This is a genomic window from Stutzerimonas urumqiensis, assembly GCF_003640395.1.
In the GTDB taxonomy this organism is placed as follows: domain Bacteria; phylum Pseudomonadota; class Gammaproteobacteria; order Pseudomonadales; family Pseudomonadaceae; genus Stutzerimonas; species Stutzerimonas urumqiensis.
In genome coordinates this window covers 79,139-95,422 of the sequence record NZ_RBZQ01000005.1, presented here as the reverse complement: position 1 = coordinate 95,422, position 16,284 = coordinate 79,139, and the positions used below count along the sequence as shown (strand labels likewise).

13 protein-coding genes are annotated in these 16,284 nt (G+C 64.7%); 8 read left to right on the top strand and 5 right to left on the bottom strand.

Features of this window, described 5'->3' with window-relative positions:
• Positions 1 to 8: 8 nt before the first annotated feature.
• Positions 9 to 245 (top strand): hypothetical protein, encoded by a 237-nt coding sequence (locus D7325_RS11240; protein ID WP_120995714.1) that lies wholly within the window; start codon positions 9 to 11, stop codon positions 243 to 245.
• A 40-nt stretch (positions 246 to 285) separates the two neighbouring features.
• On the opposite strand, the gene sulA is transcribed toward D7325_RS11240, so the two are convergent.
• The gene (sulA, locus tag D7325_RS11235; RefSeq protein ID WP_120995712.1) at positions 286 to 762 is read right to left on the bottom strand and encodes an SOS-induced cell division inhibitor SulA; all 477 of its coding nucleotides are present in this window, start codon (positions 760 to 762) and stop codon (positions 286 to 288) included.
• Between the two features lie 12 nt (positions 763 to 774).
• Positions 775 to 1,383 (bottom strand): transcriptional repressor LexA, encoded by a 609-nt coding sequence (lexA, locus tag D7325_RS11230; RefSeq protein ID WP_120995710.1) that lies wholly within the window; start codon positions 1,381 to 1,383, stop codon positions 775 to 777.
• A gap of 148 nt (positions 1,384 to 1,531) precedes the next feature.
• Here lexA and D7325_RS11225 point away from each other — a divergent pair, with 148 nt between their 5' ends.
• The 4 genes from D7325_RS11225 to D7325_RS11210 all read left to right on the top strand — a co-directional run bounded on the left by D7325_RS11225 (position 1,532) and on the right by D7325_RS11210 (position 4,590).
• Positions 1,532 to 2,239 (top strand): TetR/AcrR family transcriptional regulator, encoded by a 708-nt coding sequence (locus tag D7325_RS11225; RefSeq protein WP_120995708.1) that lies wholly within the window; start codon positions 1,532 to 1,534, stop codon positions 2,237 to 2,239.
• A gap of 65 nt (positions 2,240 to 2,304) precedes the next feature.
• On the top strand, positions 2,305 to 2,832 hold the full coding sequence (locus D7325_RS11220) for a L,D-transpeptidase (protein ID WP_120995706.1): 528 nt from the start codon (positions 2,305 to 2,307) through the stop codon (positions 2,830 to 2,832).
• Positions 2,833 to 2,835: 3 nt separating this feature from the next.
• A complete protein-coding gene (gene nagZ, locus D7325_RS11215; protein WP_120995704.1) occupies positions 2,836 to 3,837 on the top strand; it encodes a beta-N-acetylhexosaminidase in 1,002 nt (333 codons plus the stop codon).
• Between the two features lie 9 nt (positions 3,838 to 3,846).
• Positions 3,847 to 4,590 carry an S-methyl-5'-thioinosine phosphorylase gene (locus D7325_RS11210; RefSeq protein ID WP_120995701.1) on the top strand — a complete coding sequence of 248 codons (744 nt, stop codon included), beginning with the start codon at positions 3,847 to 3,849 and terminating at the stop codon, positions 4,588 to 4,590.
• Between the two features lie 15 nt (positions 4,591 to 4,605).
• Here D7325_RS11210 and D7325_RS11205 read toward each other — a convergent pair whose 3' ends face one another.
• The 3 genes from D7325_RS11205 to mfd are packed head-to-tail and all read right to left on the bottom strand — an operon-like array spanning position 4,606 to position 10,866.
• Positions 4,606 to 6,903, bottom strand: a complete 2,298-nt coding sequence (locus D7325_RS11205) for a DEAD/DEAH box helicase (RefSeq protein WP_120995700.1) — start codon at positions 6,901 to 6,903, stop codon at positions 4,606 to 4,608.
• Positions 6,904 to 7,413, bottom strand: coding sequence for a CsiV family protein (locus D7325_RS11200; protein WP_120995698.1), 510 nt, complete (start codon positions 7,411 to 7,413; stop codon positions 6,904 to 6,906).
• 3 nt (positions 7,414 to 7,416) lie between these two features.
• The gene (mfd, locus tag D7325_RS11195; protein WP_120995696.1) at positions 7,417 to 10,866 is read right to left on the bottom strand and encodes a transcription-repair coupling factor; all 3,450 of its coding nucleotides are present in this window, start codon (positions 10,864 to 10,866) and stop codon (positions 7,417 to 7,419) included.
• A 184-nt stretch (positions 10,867 to 11,050) separates the two neighbouring features.
• Between mfd and D7325_RS11190 the strand changes: the two genes are divergently transcribed.
• The 3 genes from D7325_RS11190 (at position 11,051) to D7325_RS11180 (ending at position 16,284) form a co-directional block, all read left to right on the top strand.
• A complete protein-coding gene (locus D7325_RS11190; protein ID WP_120995694.1) occupies positions 11,051 to 12,517 on the top strand; it encodes a glyceraldehyde-3-phosphate dehydrogenase in 1,467 nt (488 codons plus the stop codon).
• 193 nt (positions 12,518 to 12,710) lie between these two features.
• Positions 12,711 to 14,600: a methyl-accepting chemotaxis protein gene (locus D7325_RS11185; protein WP_120995691.1), complete on the top strand. Its 1,890-nt coding sequence runs from the start codon at positions 12,711 to 12,713 to the stop codon at positions 14,598 to 14,600.
• Positions 14,601 to 14,946: 346 nt separating this feature from the next.
• The gene (locus D7325_RS11180; protein WP_120995689.1) at positions 14,947 to 16,284 is read left to right on the top strand and encodes a Na(+)-translocating NADH-quinone reductase subunit A; all 1,338 of its coding nucleotides are present in this window, start codon (positions 14,947 to 14,949) and stop codon (positions 16,282 to 16,284) included.

The following is a 16,284-nucleotide window of genomic DNA, read 5'->3' as shown; positions in this document are numbered from 1 at the left end:
GGACTCGCATGCCGACGTCATCGTTTCTTGAGATTGTCGAATTACCGGACGGTCGCATCGTCCTTCGGCGCGCCGAGGATGAAGGTGTACTGCTGACGCTGGATTTTTCCGATGACGCCAAGCTGTTCCTGCAAGGCCAGCACGTGGAAGTGGCCAAGGCGATGATCAATGTGGGTGTTCAACTGGCTGGACGAATGTCCGAAGGGGAGTTCGAGTCGCAGGAAGAGGCCCGCGTCCTGCATTGAGTGCAGCGGTATCGTCTAGGCACGTCCCTGTGCCCGTCGGTCAGGTGTCCAATCTGACGTTCAAGTTCTGCGCATTGCCCTTCACGGCAGCCGCCCGCAAGCCGAGCCGGGCCTTCGCATCGAGCTCGCCCAGCCAGGTGATCACCGTATGGCTCTGGCCCGAAGCGAGCGCCTTGCAGGCAAGCTCCCTGGCATGCGCCGCATCCCTAGGGTGCAGCACAATGATGCGGTCCCGTTTCAGCGACGCGTCTCGCAGCCAGCGGGAGCCAAGGATGCTGGGCGGCGCAACCAGCGTCAGCCAGCGGCTATCCGTGGAGTCGCTGAGTTCGCGCAGGATGGGAATGAGCAGCCGCTGACAGCGGCTGGAACTGCCCGAGACGGCGAGTTCGCCCAGCACGTCGGTTTCGTCTTCGTCCCTGGCCGGAGCCAGTGGGGTGGCGAAAGGGGCGAAACTCGCTGACATCAGACCGTCGAACAGACCAAGCTGGGGCCGTGAGGACGTCGGTGGATACTGCATGCTGTTGCCTCCTTAGCGACGGATGACGCCGACACTCAGTCCCTCGATGACGAGGTCCTGGTGTTCGAGGTCCACTTCAATGGGCTCAAAATCCTCGTTTTCCGCCAGCAACCAGACCTTGCTACCTTCGCGCTTGAAGCGCTTGACCGTAACGTCCTCGCCGACCCGGGCGACCACGACCTGTCCATCGCGTGCCTCACGGGTTATGTGCACCGCGAGCAGGTCGCCATCGAAGATGCCGATGTTCTTCATGCTCATGCCTTTGACCTTGAGCAGGTAGTCGGCCTTCGGGTGGAAAAAGGACCCGCTGATCTGGCAGGATTCCTCGATGTGCTGCTGGGCGAGGATGGGCTCGCCGGCGGCGACCCGACCGATGATCGGCAAGCCCTCGGCTTCGCGGGACTCCTCGAGGCCCGGGATGCGAATCCCCCGCGATGTGCCCGGCATGATTTCGATGGCGCCTTTCTTCGCCAGCGCCTTGAGATGATCCTCCGCCGCGTTGGCCGATTTGAAGCCGAGGGCCTGCGCGATCTCGGCGCGTGTCGGGGGGTAGCCGTTCTCGTCCAGGCAGCGCTTGATGAAGTCGAGAATCTCGGATTGGCGTGGCGTCAATTTGATCATGATCTGTTCTTTTATCCAGTAGCCTGGCTGGGATTATATACAGTGCTTGCGTGCCGGCAACGTTCATTTGCCAGCCGGGCTATCGGCGAGGTTGACGGGGCTTGGCATCAAACGTATGTTTCAAACGTTTGTTTGCCCTGGAGAGGCTATGGCGCAGTCAGAAACGGTCGAGCGGATACTTGACGCCGCGGAACTGTTGTTCGCGGAAAAGGGTTTCGCCGAGACCTCGCTTCGGCTGATCACCAGCAAGGCGGGGGTCAATCTGGCCGCGGTGAATTATCACTTCGGATCGAAGAAATCCCTGATCCAGGCGGTTTTCTCCCGATTCCTCGGCCCGTTCTGCGCCAGTCTCGAGAAGGAGCTGGATCGTCGCGAAGCCGAGCAGGGCAAGCCCGATACCTTGGAAGAACTGCTTGGCATCCTCGTTGAGCAGGCGATGGCGGTCAAGCCGCGCAGCGGCGATGACCTGTCCATTTTCATGCGTCTGCTCGGCCTGGCCTTCAGCCAGAGCCAGGGTCACTTGCGACGCTATCTCGAAGACATGTACGGAAAGGTGTTTCGCCGCTACATGCAGCGCGTGCACGATGCGGCGCCAGCCATTCCTCCGATCGAGCTGTTCTGGCGCGTGCATTTCATGCTTGGCGCGGCGGCCTTCAGCATGTCCGGCATCAAGGCGCTGCGGGCCATTGCAGAGAATGACTTCGGCATCGACACCTCGATCGAGCAGGTGATGCGTTTGATGGTGCCGTTTCTCGCCGCCGGCATGCGGGCCGACTCCGGCATGCCCGGTGATCTGCTCGCCGCGCGCCAGCCGGCCGCTGCGAAGAACGCCGCCGGCATTCCGCTCAAGGGCTGAAGGATCGAGGACCGGGTCCGCGAGTGGCTCGCCTCGGCCGGTACGGGGCGGTAAGCTTGCCGCCCATGACCGATCTCACCTTTCTTCACGTTTCCATCGCAGACCAGCAGCTGTATGGCTTCGCCAACGGCGCCCTGGTCTGCCAGTACCCTGTTTCCACCGCACGCAACGGTGTCGGCGAACGCAACGGGTCGGGATGCACCCCGCGAGGGCGTCATCGGGTTCGGGCGAAAATCGGCGGCGGCTTGCCAGTCGGCGCCGTATTGCGGGGCCGACGCTGGACCGGCGAGCAATGGTCGCCGGAACTCGGCGAGCGATTCCCGCAGCGCGACTGGATTCTCAGCCGCATTCTCTGGTTGAGCGGGTGCGAGCCGGGGGTGAACCGGCTGGGCGAGGTCGATACCTTTCGCCGCTACATCTATCTGCATGGCACACCCGACACCGAACCGATGGGCGTGCCGTTGTCACACGGCTGCATTCGGATGCGCAATGTCGACATCGTGCAGCTGTTCGATCGCGTCCCGGCCTACTGTGAGGTGCGGATAGACGAAGCCCCAGCGGACGTTTCCGCGCTTGTCGATCATTCGAGGTAGTTCATGCAAGGTTCGCTCATGCTGGACATCGACGGGCTCTGGCTCACCGCAGAGGACCGTCACCTGCTGCGCCAGCCGGAGGTAGGCGGGCTCATTCTGTTCGCCCGTAACGTCGAGCATCCGCGGCAGGTCCGCGAGCTTTGCCTCAGCGTGCGCCAGGTCCGTCCCGATATGCTCATCGCCGTCGACCAGGAAGGTGGACGCGTACAGCGCCTGCGCCACGGATTCATCCGCTTGCCGCCGATGCGGGCGATCGCCGCGTGCCCTGATGCCGAGCGGTTGGCGCACCGGTGCGGCTGGCTCATGGCGACCGAAGTGCTCGCGGCAGGCCTGGATTTCAGCTTCGCGCCCGTGCTGGATCTGGATCACGGGCATAGCGCCGTTGTCGGCAATCGCGCATTCGAGGGCGAACCCGCTCGCGCCGCTCGCCTGGCGGGTGCCTTCATCGATGGCATGCACGCCGCTGGCATGGCGGCGACGGGCAAGCATTTTCCCGGACACGGTTGGGCCGAGGCCGATTCGCATGTGGCCATTCCGGTCGACGAGCGCAGTCTCGAGGAATTGCGCGCCGCCGACCTGGTGCCGTTCATCGCCAACCTGTCCCGGCTCGATGCAGTGATGCCCGCGCATGTCATCTACCCGCAGGTCGATCCACAGCCTGCGGGTTTCTCCCGGCGCTGGCTTCAGGATGTGCTGCGGGGCGAGCTCGGGTTCGACGGCGTCATCTTCAGCGACGACCTGTCGATGGCGGGCGCGCATGTCGCCGGCGACGCCGCCGCCCGGGTCGAAGCCGCGCTTGGCGCCGGTTGCGATATGGGCCTGGTCTGCAACGATCGCGCCGCCGCCGAGCTGGCCCTCTCGGCGCTGCAGCGTCTGGGAACGCAATCTCCGGCGCGCCTCGCACGAATGCGCACCGCCCGCTCGCCATCGATGGCCTACAAGGAATCGCCCCAATGGCTCGAAGCGGTTGGCGCACTTCGCCAAGCCGGGCTTCTCGACCAATAAGGATTACCCATGACGACTTACGCCATCATCGGCGGTACCGGACTGACCGAACTCGAGGGCTTCGCGCTGCGCGAAACGCGCCAGGTGGAGACACCGTTCGGGCTGCCCTCGGCCGAGATCCTGCGGGGCGATTTCGCAGGGCGCGAGGTGCTGTTCCTGGCACGGCATGGCCACCCGCATCGCATCCCTCCGCACCGGGTGAACTACCGAGCCAACCTCTGGGCGCTCAAGTCAATCGGGGCGCAGGCGATCATTGCGGTGAACGCCGTTGGCGGCATCCATTCCGCGATGGGTTCCGGCCACTTCTGCGTGCCGGATCAACTGATCGACTACACCGCCGGTCGCGCGCAGACCTTCTTCGAGGACGACCTGGAGCACGTCACCCACATCGACTTCAGCTTTCCTTATGACCCTGCACTGCGTGAGGCGCTGGTCGCGGCGTTGCGAGCGGAGGGCGTCAGCCACAGTGCCGCCGGCGTCTATGGCTGCACGCAGGGGCCGCGGCTCGAAACCGTTGCCGAAATTGCCCGCATGGAGCGCGACGGTTGCGACATCGTCGGCATGACCGGCATGCCCGAGGCTGCGCTCGCCCGTGAGCTCGACTTGCCCTATGCCTGCCTCGCGCTGGTGGTCAATCCGGCTGCGGGCAAGAGCGCGGGGGTCATCACGATGGCCGAGATCGAAGCGGCGCTCGCTGCGGGTATCGGGCAGGCGCGCGCGGTCTTGGCGCGGGTGCTTGCCGGCGGGCTCTGAGCCAACCGCAATCGATCAGCTCATCGGGGCGAGCAGGGCGTCCACTTCTTCGATTGCCAGGCTCTTGCCGCCGGATTCGGCTTGCAGCAGATGGGCCGCGAGGGCGGCCTTGTGCTGCTGGAGCTGGCGCACCCGCTCTTCGACGGTGCCGCGTGCGATCAGCTTGTAGACGAACACGGCCTTGTCCTGGCCGATGCGGTATGCGCGGTCGGTGGCCTGGTTTTCCACGGCGGGATTCCACCAGGGGTCGTAATGAATGACGGTGTCGGCTGCCGTCAGGTTGAGCCCTGTCCCGCCTGCCTTGGTACTGATCAGGAACACCGGCGACACGCCGTCCTGGAAGCGCTCGACCGGCGCGCGGCGATCGCGGGTCTGGCCGGTGAGCTGCTCGTAGGCGATGCCTCGCTGGCGCAGGGCCTGACCGATCAGCTCGAGCATCGAGGTAAATTGCGAGAACAGCAGCACGCGACGCCCGTCGGGCAATAGCCGGTCCAGCATCTGCATCAGCGCCTCGAGCTTGGCCGAGCCTGGGGAGCGACGGCCGTGGGCGGTGTGCTGCACGAGGCGGGGATCGCAGCAGGCCTGGCGCAGTTTCAGCAGCGCTTCGAGTACGAGCATCTGGCTCGAGGCAATACCGTCGCGCCGGATGCCATCCAGTACCTGGGCGTGAAGCTCGGCACGCAGGCTGTCGTAAAAGTGCCGTTGGGTCGGGCCGAAGTCGATGCCCTGGATGATCTCGACCTTGGGCGGCAATTCGCGTGCGACGTCTTCCTTGCGCCGCCGCAGCAGCAGCGGGCCGATGCGTGCGCGAAGCTGTGCGAGCCGCTCGGTGTTGCCCTCGCGCTCGATGGGCTGACGGTAGTGGCGGTTGAAGGCCTCTGCCGATCCCAGCCAGCCGGGCGCCAGGAAGGCGAACAGCGACCATAACTCGCCCAGGTGATTTTCCACCGGCGTACCGGACAGGCAGAGGCGCTGGCCGGCGTCGAGCATGGCCGCGGCATGCGCCGCCTTGCTCGCCGGATTCTTGATCTGCTGCGCTTCGTCGAGCACCACCAGGCTGAAGCGATGCGCGCGCAGCGCCTCGATATCGCGAGGCAGCAATGCGTAGCTGGTAAGGATCAGGTCGTGGCCGGCGATCTCGGCGAAGCGTCGCTGACGGCTCGAGCCGGTCAGCGTCAGCCGGCGCAGGCTCGGAGTGAATCGCTCGGCTTCGTCTTCCCAGTTGGGGATCAGGCTGGTGGGCATGACGATCAGTGCCGGATGGTCCAGGCGCCCGTTGTGCTTTTCCAGCAGGAGGTGGGCAAGTACCTGAAGCGTCTTGCCGAGCCCCATGTCGTCCGCCAGGATGCCCCCCACGCCCAAGCGGGCGAGCCGCTGCATCCAGCGCAGGCCTTCGAGCTGGTAGGGGCGCAGCTGTGCGCGCAAGCCCGTGGGCGGGACGATCGAGCCCTCGGTAGCGCCGCGCAGTAGAGACGATTCGTCAAGCCGTTCCAGCCCCTGCCAATCCACGTCGAGCGTTTCGAGCGATGCCAGGCGAGGCACATCCTGCCGATGCAGGGGCAGTGCGATGGCGGTGGTCGTCTGTTCCAGCAAGAGTCCGGCAAAGACGTTCAGGATGCTCAAAAGATCCGCTGTCGCCACGGCGATCTGGAGCGCCGGTGTGCTGGTTCCCGGCACCTGGTCGAGGACCAGGCGCAGCCGGTCCTGCGGTGAGCGCGAGGCCAGGCGCTCAAGACTGAACGGCGCAGGGTTGGCCTGGATCGCGCGCTGCAACGGCGGGAGAACGCTGATCTGCCGGCCGGCGACCTTCACGCCGAGTTCGAGGCAGAGCGCATCGCATCCGCCACCGGTGCCGATGCGGGCGTACCAGCCATCGATCGGCGTCAGGTCGAACAGGAAGCCCGGCAACGGCTCGACGTCCCAGCCCTCGGCGCGCAGGGTGTCCAACCGGTCGGAAACGAAGTCGAGCCAGGCTTCCTCGCCCGGCAGTTCGAAGATTTCGCCCAGCTCCTCGGGCACTGCCTGGCTCTGGCGCAGGGCAGGACGGAAGCCGAAGCTGGCGAGGCGGTCCCGGTAGGACTGCTCGATCGCCGGCTGACGAGCGATGCTCATAGCGCTGCCGTATCGCTTGCCGGCGGTTCGCTTGCCGTGGACGCGCGTGTCGGCATAGCGAAAGCTCAGCCCTGCGCGATGCTGGTAGCTGCTGACCATGCGGTTGTTGCCGGGCTGGAAGTGCTGCGCCAGGTGGCTGCCAAGCGTCAGCACGGCGATCGGTGCCAGCGTCTGCCCGGTCGGCGAATCCGAACCTGCCATCTAGGGGCGGGAGACCTGGATCAGCACGCCAAGGCTGGGGTGGTCCAGGTAGGTCAGCTTGCCCAGCGTGACCTGGCCCTCGTGCGAAAGGTGTTCGCTGGCGATCAGTTCGTCGTAGCGGCCGAAGCGATTGACCCAGAGATCGAGATCCAGCCTCAGAAAGCGTCCACTGTGGAGCAGCAGCGTGCCTTCGATGGGCGCGTGACCGTAGCGCAGGGCGCCATCGGACAGCCGGACCAGATCGCCGGTCTCCTGGAACCAGCTGTCGTGCCAAAGCACCTGGTAACCGGCTGGCGGCACCAGGGTGGCGGCGATCTCCTCGAGGCGGGCGATCGCTTTCTCGTCCGGGGCCTGGGCGCCGACCGCCCAGTCATCGGGCGCCGGGTGGCTGGCGTTGGTGGGCGTCGGTGCCTGGCGGAAAAGGATCAGCTCGACCCGCAGCGATTCCGCCAGCACGCACGAGCTGGCCAGCAGGCACGACAACAGCAACGACGCTCGCAATAGCCGCATGGATTACGCCTGCTCGGCCGGTGCGAGCCGCTCGAAGAGCGCCTCCAGCGTGTTGAACCGCTCTTCGGCCCGCTCCATCGGTACCTGGAACTTGAACACCGTGGCGCCTTCCAGCTTGTAGCGGTTCGGCTGGGACTGGATCAGCTTGACCAGGACCAGCGGATCGACCCGCGTATCGGCCGAGAACTCGATCCGTCCGCCCTGCGGGCCGGCGTCCACCTTGGCGATGCCGAGGGCTTCGGCCTGCAGCTTGAGCTGCGTGACCCGGATCAGGTGCTTGGTCGGCTCGGGGAGCAGGCCGAAGCGGTCGATCATCTCGACTTGTAGCTCCTTGAGCCCGTCTTCGTCGGCGGCCGACGCGATGCGCTTGTAGAGAATCAGCCGCGCATGGACGTCGGGCAGGTAGTCCTCGGGAATCAGGCAGGGCAGGCGGACGTTGATGTCCGGCCCGCCACCGAGCGGCTGCTCGAGGTTCGGCTGTTCGCCCTTGCGAATCGCCTTGACCGCCCGCTCGAGCATCTCCATGTAGAGCGTGAAGCCGACCGCCTGTATCTGTCCGCTCTGGCCTTCGCCGAGCAGTTCGCCGGCGCCGCGGATTTCCAGGTCGTTGGTCGCCAGGACGAAGCCGGCGCCGAGGTCCTGGGTGTTGGCGATGGCTTCGAGCCGCTTCTGGGCATCGTCGGTCATCTGCTTGCGCGGCGGCGTCAGCAGGTAGGCGTAGGCCTGGTGGTGGCTGCGCCCGACGCGACCGCGCAGCTGGTGCAGCTGGGCCAGGCCGAACTTGTCGGCGCGGTCGATGATGATGGTGTTGGCGCTGGGCACGTCGATGCCGGTCTCGATGATGGTCGAGGCCACCAGCACGTTGAAGCGCTTGTGGTAGAAGTCGCTCATCACCTGCTCGAGCTCGCGCTCGCGCATCTGTCCGTGGCCAATGGCGATGCGGGCCTCGGGCACCAGCTCGGCCAGGTCGCGTGCGCACTTTTCGATCGTTTTCACTTCGTTGTGCAGGTAATACACCTGTCCACCGCGCAGCAGCTCACGCAGCAGTGCTTCTTTCACCACCGCGTTCTGGTGCTCCATGACGAAGGTGCGCACCGACAGTCGCCGCGCTGGCGGGGTGGCGATGATCGACAGATCGCGCATGCCGGAAACGGCCATGTTCAGCGTGCGCGGGATCGGCGTGGCGGTCAGCGTCAGAATGTCCACTTCGCTGCGCAGGGCCTTCAGCTGCTCCTTCTGGCGCACACCGAAGCGATGCTCCTCGTCGATGATGACCAGGCCCAGGCTTTTGAACTTCACATCGTCCTGCAGCAGCTTGTGCGTGCCGATGACGATGTCGACCTGGCCCTCGGCGAGTTGCGCGACGGCGGCGTCGACTTCCTTGGCCGACTTGAACCGGCTCATGACCTCGACTTTCACCGGCCAGTCGGCAAAGCGGTCGCGGAAGCTGTTGTAGTGCTGCTGGGCGAGCAGGGTCGTGGGCACCAGCACGGCGACCTGCTTGCCGCTGTGCACCGCGATGAAGGCGGCACGCATGGCCACTTCGGTCTTGCCGAAGCCCACGTCGCCGCAGACCAGGCGATCCATCGGCTTCGCCGCCAGCATGTCGGCACGCACCGCGTCGATCGCCGACTGCTGATCGGGCGTCTCCTCGAAGGGGAAGCCGGCGCTGAAGGTTTCGTAATCGAGTTGCGGGTCCTTGAACGCGTACCCCTTGCGTGCGGCACGCCGGGCGTAGATGTCCAGCAGCTCGGCGGCGACATCGCGCACCTGCTCGGCCGCCTTGCGCTTGGCTTTCTGCCATTGCTCGGAGCCAAGCCGGTGCAGCGGCGCGAGGGCGTCGTCGCTACCGGTATAGCGCGCGATCAGATGCAGGTTGGCGACGGGTACGTAAAGCGTGGCTTCGTCGGCATATTCCAGTTTCAGGAACTCGGCGGGCTGACCCTCGACTTCGAGGTTGACCAGGCCCTGGTAGCGCCCGACACCGTGGTCGATGTGCACCACCGGCGCGCCTTCGCGCAGTTCGGTGAGGTTCTTGATGACGTTGTCACCGGTCTCCCGACCCTGCTCCCGGCGACGGCGCTGCATGACGCGCTGGCCGAACAGCAGCGTCTCGGCGATCAGTGCGACCGGCGGCTCTTCGATGAGCAGCCCCTCGTCCAGCGGCGCGATGGTGATCGTCAGCCGCTCGGCGCTATCGAGAAAGCCCTGCCAGCCGTCCACTTCCTGCGGCCGTAGCTTGATGCGTGCCAGCAGTTCGAGCAGAACTTCCCGCCGACCTGCGGTTTCGGCCGCGAACAGCACGCGTCCCGGGAATTCCTCGATGAACCGGCGCAGGCGTCCGAGCGGCTCGTTGGCTTTCGGCTCGGCCGCCAGCTCCGGCAAGGTTCCGGCGTTGAAACGTTCACGGCCGACGCCGGGCTCGACATCCTGCTGGCTGACGACGACGCGGGGCAGGGTCTTGAGCCGGGCGAAGCAGTCCTCGACCGGCAGGAACAGCTCGGCGGGCGGCAGGAGCGGACGCTCCGGGTCGTAGCGACGGTCCTCGTAGCGCGTGCGGACATCGTTCCAGAACTGCTCGGCGGCCTGTTCGATGCCGGGTAGCGAGAAGACCTGGCTGCCGGCTGGCAGGTAATCGAAAAGGGTGGAGGTCTCGTCGAAAAAAAGCGGCAGGTAATACTCGATGCCGGCTGGCGTGATGCCGGTCGAGAGGTCCTGGTAGACCGGGCAGCGGCGGAAGTCCACATCGAACCGCTCGCGAAAGCGTGCCCGGAAGCCTGTCACCGCTTCCTTGCGCAGCGGAAACTCCCGGGCCGGCAGCAGGCGGATGGACTCGACCTTGTCGATCGAGCGCTGGGTGTCCGGGTCGAAGGTGCGCAGCGTTTCGATTTCGTCGTCGAACAGGTCGATCCGGTACGGTGTGCTGCTACCCATCGGGAACAGGTCGACCAGTGCCCCGCGCACGGCGAACTCGCCATGTTCGTAGACCGTTTCGACGCAGCGGTACCCGGCCGCCTCCAGGCGCAGGCGCATCTGCTCGACGTCCAACGTCTGGCCGGCATCGAGCACCAGGCTCGAGCCGAGCATGAAGCGGGTCGGCGCGAGGCGATGTAGGGCTGTGCTGACCGGCACTACCAGAACGCCGTGGCGCAGTTCAGGCAATTGGTAGAGCGTCGCGATGCGCTGCGAAATGATGTCCTGGTGTGGCGAGAAGATGTCGTAGGGCAGCGTCTCCCAGTCAGGGAAATGCAGCACGGGCAGGTCCGGCGCGAAGAAGGCCAGCTCCTGCTGCAGGCGCTCCGCGCTCTGGCTGTCAGGCGTCAGCAGCAGGGTGAAGCGATCGGCGGACCGTGCCGCTTCGGCTACGACGAGACTCAGGGAAGATCCGGGCAGGTTGCCCCACTGTTGCCGGCCGCTGGCGGCGGGTATGGACGGAAGGCGCAGGACGGTCACGGGTGGGGGCGGCTCCGAGCGAAAATTTGGCCGCCGGGATTGTAACTATCGATCGCCTTCGCTGTCAGTGTCTGGGTCTCGCCGAGCGGCTGCCAGACAGCCTGGAACCCGCTTGGCGCGCCGACTACGGATTGCCGGCGCAGGGGTGCGCCGTCATAATGTAGCCCCTTTTCTCAGCCCCTACATGTGGAAGGAACTGCCAGTGACCCAGAAGCCCGACCAGTGTCTTGGTGAATGGATTGACCGTGAAGCCCTCGCCGAAGCGATGATTCCGCTGATTGGTCAGCTGTACCGGAACAACAATGTGGTGACCTCGATTTTCGGCCGCGGGCTGATCAATCGGTCGGTCATCGAGATCCTCAAGGCCCATCGGTTCGCCCGTCACCGCCAGGTCGACCAGGCTGAGCTGTCGGTCCATGAGACTTTCCAGATTCTCAAGACCATGAGCGAGCTGAACCTCGGCGCCGCATCGGTCGACCTGGGCAAGCTGGTGTCCAAGTTCAAGACCGACGGCAATGGCCGTGCGCTCGAGCAGTTCGTGCGCGACGAGCTCGCCGAAGTCGCCGGGCAGCGCAAGACGGCGCCACGCAAGGGCACCGACGTCGTGCTGTACGGTTTCGGTCGGATCGGGCGCTTGCTGGCGCGCATCCTGATCGAAAAGACCGGTGGCGGGGATGGCCTGCGCCTGCGCGCGATCGTGGTCCGCAAGGGGGCGGAAAACGATCTGGCCAAGCGCGCCAGCCTGTTGCGTCGGGACTCGGTCCATGGCCCGTTCGACGGCACTATCACGGTGGATGAGGAAAACAACACCATCACCGCGAATGGCAACCTGATCCAGGTGATCTATTCGAACGATCCTTCCTCGGTCGACTACACCCAGTACGGCATCGAGAACGCGCTGCTGGTCGACAACACCGGCAAATGGCGCGACGCCGAAGGCCTGGGCCAGCACCTCAAGTGCGCCGGCATCGCTCGGGTCGTGCTGACCGCGCCTGGCAAGGGTGCGCTGAAGAACGTCGTCCACGGCATCAACCACGGCGACATCACGCCGGACGACAAGATCGTGTCGGCGGCTTCCTGCACCACCAACGCCATCGTGCCGGTGCTCAAGGCCGTCAACGACCAGTACGGCATCGTCAACGGTCACGTCGAGACGGTTCACTCGTACACCAACGATCAGAACCTGATCGATAACTTCCACAAGGGCAGCCGCCGTGGCCGCAGCGCGCCCCTGAACATGGTGATCACCGAAACGGGGGCGGCCACCGCCGCCGCCAAGGCACTGCCTGTCTTGAAGGGCAAGCTCACGGGCAACGCGATTCGCGTACCGACGCCGAACGTGTCGATGGCGATCCTCAACCTGAATCTGGAAAAGGCCACCAGCCGCGACGAGATCAACGAGTACCTGCGCCAGGTCTCGATGCACTCCGAGCTGCAGAAGCAGATCGACTTCGTCTCCTCGCAGGAAGTGGTGTCGACCGATTTCGTCGGCTCGCGATACGCCGGTGTGGTCGATGCCGAAGCCACCATCTGCAACGACAACCGCGTTGTGCTGTACGTCTGGTACGACAACGAGTTCGGCTATAGCCACCAGGTCGTACGGGTGATGGAAGACATGGCCGGCGTCAATCCGCCCGCCTTCCCCCGCTAAAACGGGCGCCCTCGCGGCGCGATCGACCAAGGGCCCGCTCTCGCAAGAGGCGGGCCCTTTTGCATGTTGTCGCCTGGTCCGTATTGATCCACGTCATCGTCTTCAAGTTCATGCCCGTCGAGCCGATAAGCCGAAAGCACCACTCGGTGCGTAAGGACAGGGAGTGTCATACCTTTCGCTTGTGGGGGATGTCATGCCTGCTCGGCTCAAATTCATACATAAGATTCTGCTTGCGGCATCGTTGGTGGTCATCGCTGCCTTCGCAGCCTTTACTGCCTACACCGATTACCTGCAACGCAACGCCATCCGCGATGACCTCGAAAGTTATCTGGCCGAGATGAGCACTGTGACGGCCCGGAACATCCAGAGCTGGCTCTCGGGCCGCCTGCTGCTTCTGGAGAGCACGGCGCAGACGATCACCAGTCATCCCTCGACGGACGAAGTGAACCGTCTCGTTCGCCAGCCGGCGCTCAGTTCGACCTTCGCCTTTAGCTACCTGGGGCGCGCCGACGGCGAATTCATCGTGCATCCACGATTCGAATTGCCGGCGGGCTATGACCCCAGGCAGCGGCCCTGGTATACCGCGGCGGCGAACGCTGGCGCGACCACGCTCACCGAGCCGTACCTCGACGCAGCGACCAATGAGCTGATCATCACGGCCGCGACGCCGGCGCGAAATGGCGGCGAAATGCTGGGCGTCGTGGGCGGCGACCTGAGCCTGAAAACCCTCGTCGAGATCATCAACGCCCTGGACTTCGATGGCATGGGGTACGCCTTTCTCGTGAGCGGCGACGGCAAGGTGCTGGTGCATCCGGACGCATCGAAGGTCATGAAGAGCCTGGCCGAGCTGTATCCCGAGCAGGTGCCCTCGCTCGATACGTCCTTCGCGGAGGTGGCGCAGGGTGGCGACGAGCGCATCCTGTCCTTCACGCACATCGACGGCCTGCCTTCGGTCGACTGGTACATCGGCGTCTCGGTCGACAAGGACGAGGCCTACTCGATGCTCACCCAGTTCCGGACGTCGGCCTTCGTGGCGACCCTGGTCGCGGTTGTCTTCATCCTCGTTTTCCTGGGCATGCTGATCCGCGTGCTCATGAAGCCGCTGATCGAAATGGGGCGCGCGATGGAGGGCATTGCCGAAGGCGAGGGCGATCTGACCCGCCGCCTGGTCGTCCAGTCACAGGATGAGTTCGGTGAGCTGGCCGGCGCGTTCAACCGGTTCGTCGAGCGGATTCATGGCTCGATCCGCGAAGTCGCTTCGACCACCCTGCAAGTCAATCAGGTGGTCAGCCGGGTGCTGAGTGCGTCGAATTCGTCCATGAGCAACTCCGACGAACAGGCCAGCCGCACCAACAGTGTGGCCGCGGCGATCAACGAACTCGGCGCGGCGGCACAGGAAATCGCACGCAACGCCGCTGAGGCCTCGCAGCAAGCGACCGGCGCGCGTCATCAGGCCGAAGAGGGGCGTCAGGTCGTCACGCAGAACATCCAGGCGATGGAGGCACTGTCTGAAAAGATCAGCGCCTCCTGCCGTCAGATGGAGGCGCTGAACAGCAAGACGGTCGACATCGGCCAGATTCTCGAAGTCATCAAGGGTATCTCCGAGCAGACCAACCTGCTGGCACTGAACGCGGCGATCGAGGCTGCGCGAGCGGGTGAGGCAGGCCGGGGCTTTGCGGTGGTGGCCGACGAGGTCCGCAATCTGGCGCACCGGACGCAAAGCTCGGCGCAGGAAATACAGAAGATGATCGAGCAGCTTCAGGTCGACGCGCTGGAATCGGTGCAGACCATGACGCAAAGCCAGCAACAGAGCAGTTCCAGCGTCGAGATCGCCAACCGCGCCGGCGACCGTCTGGAAAGCGTGACCGGGCGTATCGGTGAAATCGACGCGATGAACCAATCGGTGGCGACCGCCACGGAAGAGCAGACCTCGGTGATCGAGTCGCTGAATCTGGACATCACCGAGATCAACACCCTCAACCAGCAAGGCGTCGAAAACCTGCAAGCTACCCTGCGCGCCTGCGGAGATTTGGAAGAGCAGGCGCTACGCCTCAAGGGATTGGTCGATAGTTTCCGTATATGACTGAAATGGTCGATTTGGTCTGATTCATGGCCGATCTGGCGCTCATGAGTTCTCGTGAGCGCCTTTTTCTTGTCTGGCGTTTCCGTATGACGGGGCTATCCAAAGCGGGCATTAATCCGTGTCCGTCGCTGGAAGGCTCACCACTGCGCGCTTAGCGCTTCGGATGAGGTTTCGCCGCCGAAAAAAGAAAGCGGCGGGTGGCCACCGCGGCGAGGCGCCCCCTATAATCGGGCGGATTTTTCCCCCGGGTCTCTGCCAGAGGCGGTCATGTTCGGCCAGCCAGCCCATTGCGGCATTCGCTTGACGACTCGGGGCCCCCTTCCGAAATCAGTGGTTAGGCAGACCGATGATCAAAATAAGACGTGGGCTCGATTTGCCCATTGCAGGTGCGCCAACGCAGCGCATCGAGAGCGGGAGGCCTGTGCGCAGTGTGGCGGTCATAGGCTTCGACTATCCGGGGATGAAGCCGACCATGTCCGTTCAGGTCGGCGATCGCGTCAAGCTGGGACAGGTACTGTTTTCCGACAAGAAGAACCCGGGCGTGGATTTCACCGCGCCGGGCGCCGGGTTAGTTAGCGCTATCCATCGGGGCGAAAAGCGGGTGCTTCAATCCGTCGTCATCGATCTGGAGGGCGACGAGGAAGTCACCTTCGCGCAGTACGGTGCAGCCGATCTCGATGGCCTCGGGGATGCTCTAGCGCGCGAGAACCTGGTTCGTTCCGGCCTCTGGACGGCATTCAGGACGCGGCCGTTCAGCAAGGTGCCGGCGATCGATGCGGTGCCCAGCTCGATCTTCGTGACGGCTATCGACACCCACCCGCTGGCGGCAGACCCGGCGGTGGTCATCGGCGAGCGGGCCGCCGAGTTCGAGGCGGGGCTCAAGGTTCTGACCAATCTCGCCAACGTATTCCTGTGCAAGGCGGACGGCGTCTCGCTGCCCGGCGAAGGTATCGCCAAGGTGGCGACCGAATCGTTCGCCGGACCGCACCCAGCCGGGCTTGCCGGCACGCACATTCATTACCTCGACCCGGTCAGCGCGGTGAAGAGCGTCTGGTCGCTCGGCTATCAGGACGTGATCGCGATCGGTGCGCTGTTCACCACCGGGCGCCTGTCGGTCGAGCGCGTTGTCTCGCTGGCCGGGCCGGTCGTGGAAACGCCACGCCTGGTACGGACCCGCCTGGGGGCCAATCTCGACGAGCTCACCGCCGGCCAGTTGCAGCCAGGCGCCAACCGGGTCGTCTCCGGCTCGGTGCTGGGCGGGCGAACCGCGCACGGTGCCTTCGCCTATTTGGGGCGCTACCACGTCCAAGTGTCCTGCCTGCACGAGGGCAAGGAGCGCGAAATGCTGCACTACCTGCGAGCCGGCTCCGACAAACACTCGATCCTGAATATCTATATTTCGAAGCTGATGGGCGGCAAGCGTTTCGCCATGACGACGTCGACCAACGGCAGTCCACGCGCGATGGTGCCGGTCGGCAACTATGAGGAAGTCATGCCGCTGGACATCCTGCCGACGCAACTGCTGCGCTCGCTGATCGTCGGCGACACCGAGATGGCCCAGAAGCTGGGCTGTCTGGAACTCGACGAAGAAGACCTGGCGCTGTGTACCTATGTCTGCGCCGGCAAGTACGAATACGGCCCCATCCTGAGGGACAACCTCACCCGCATCGAGAAGGAGGGTTGA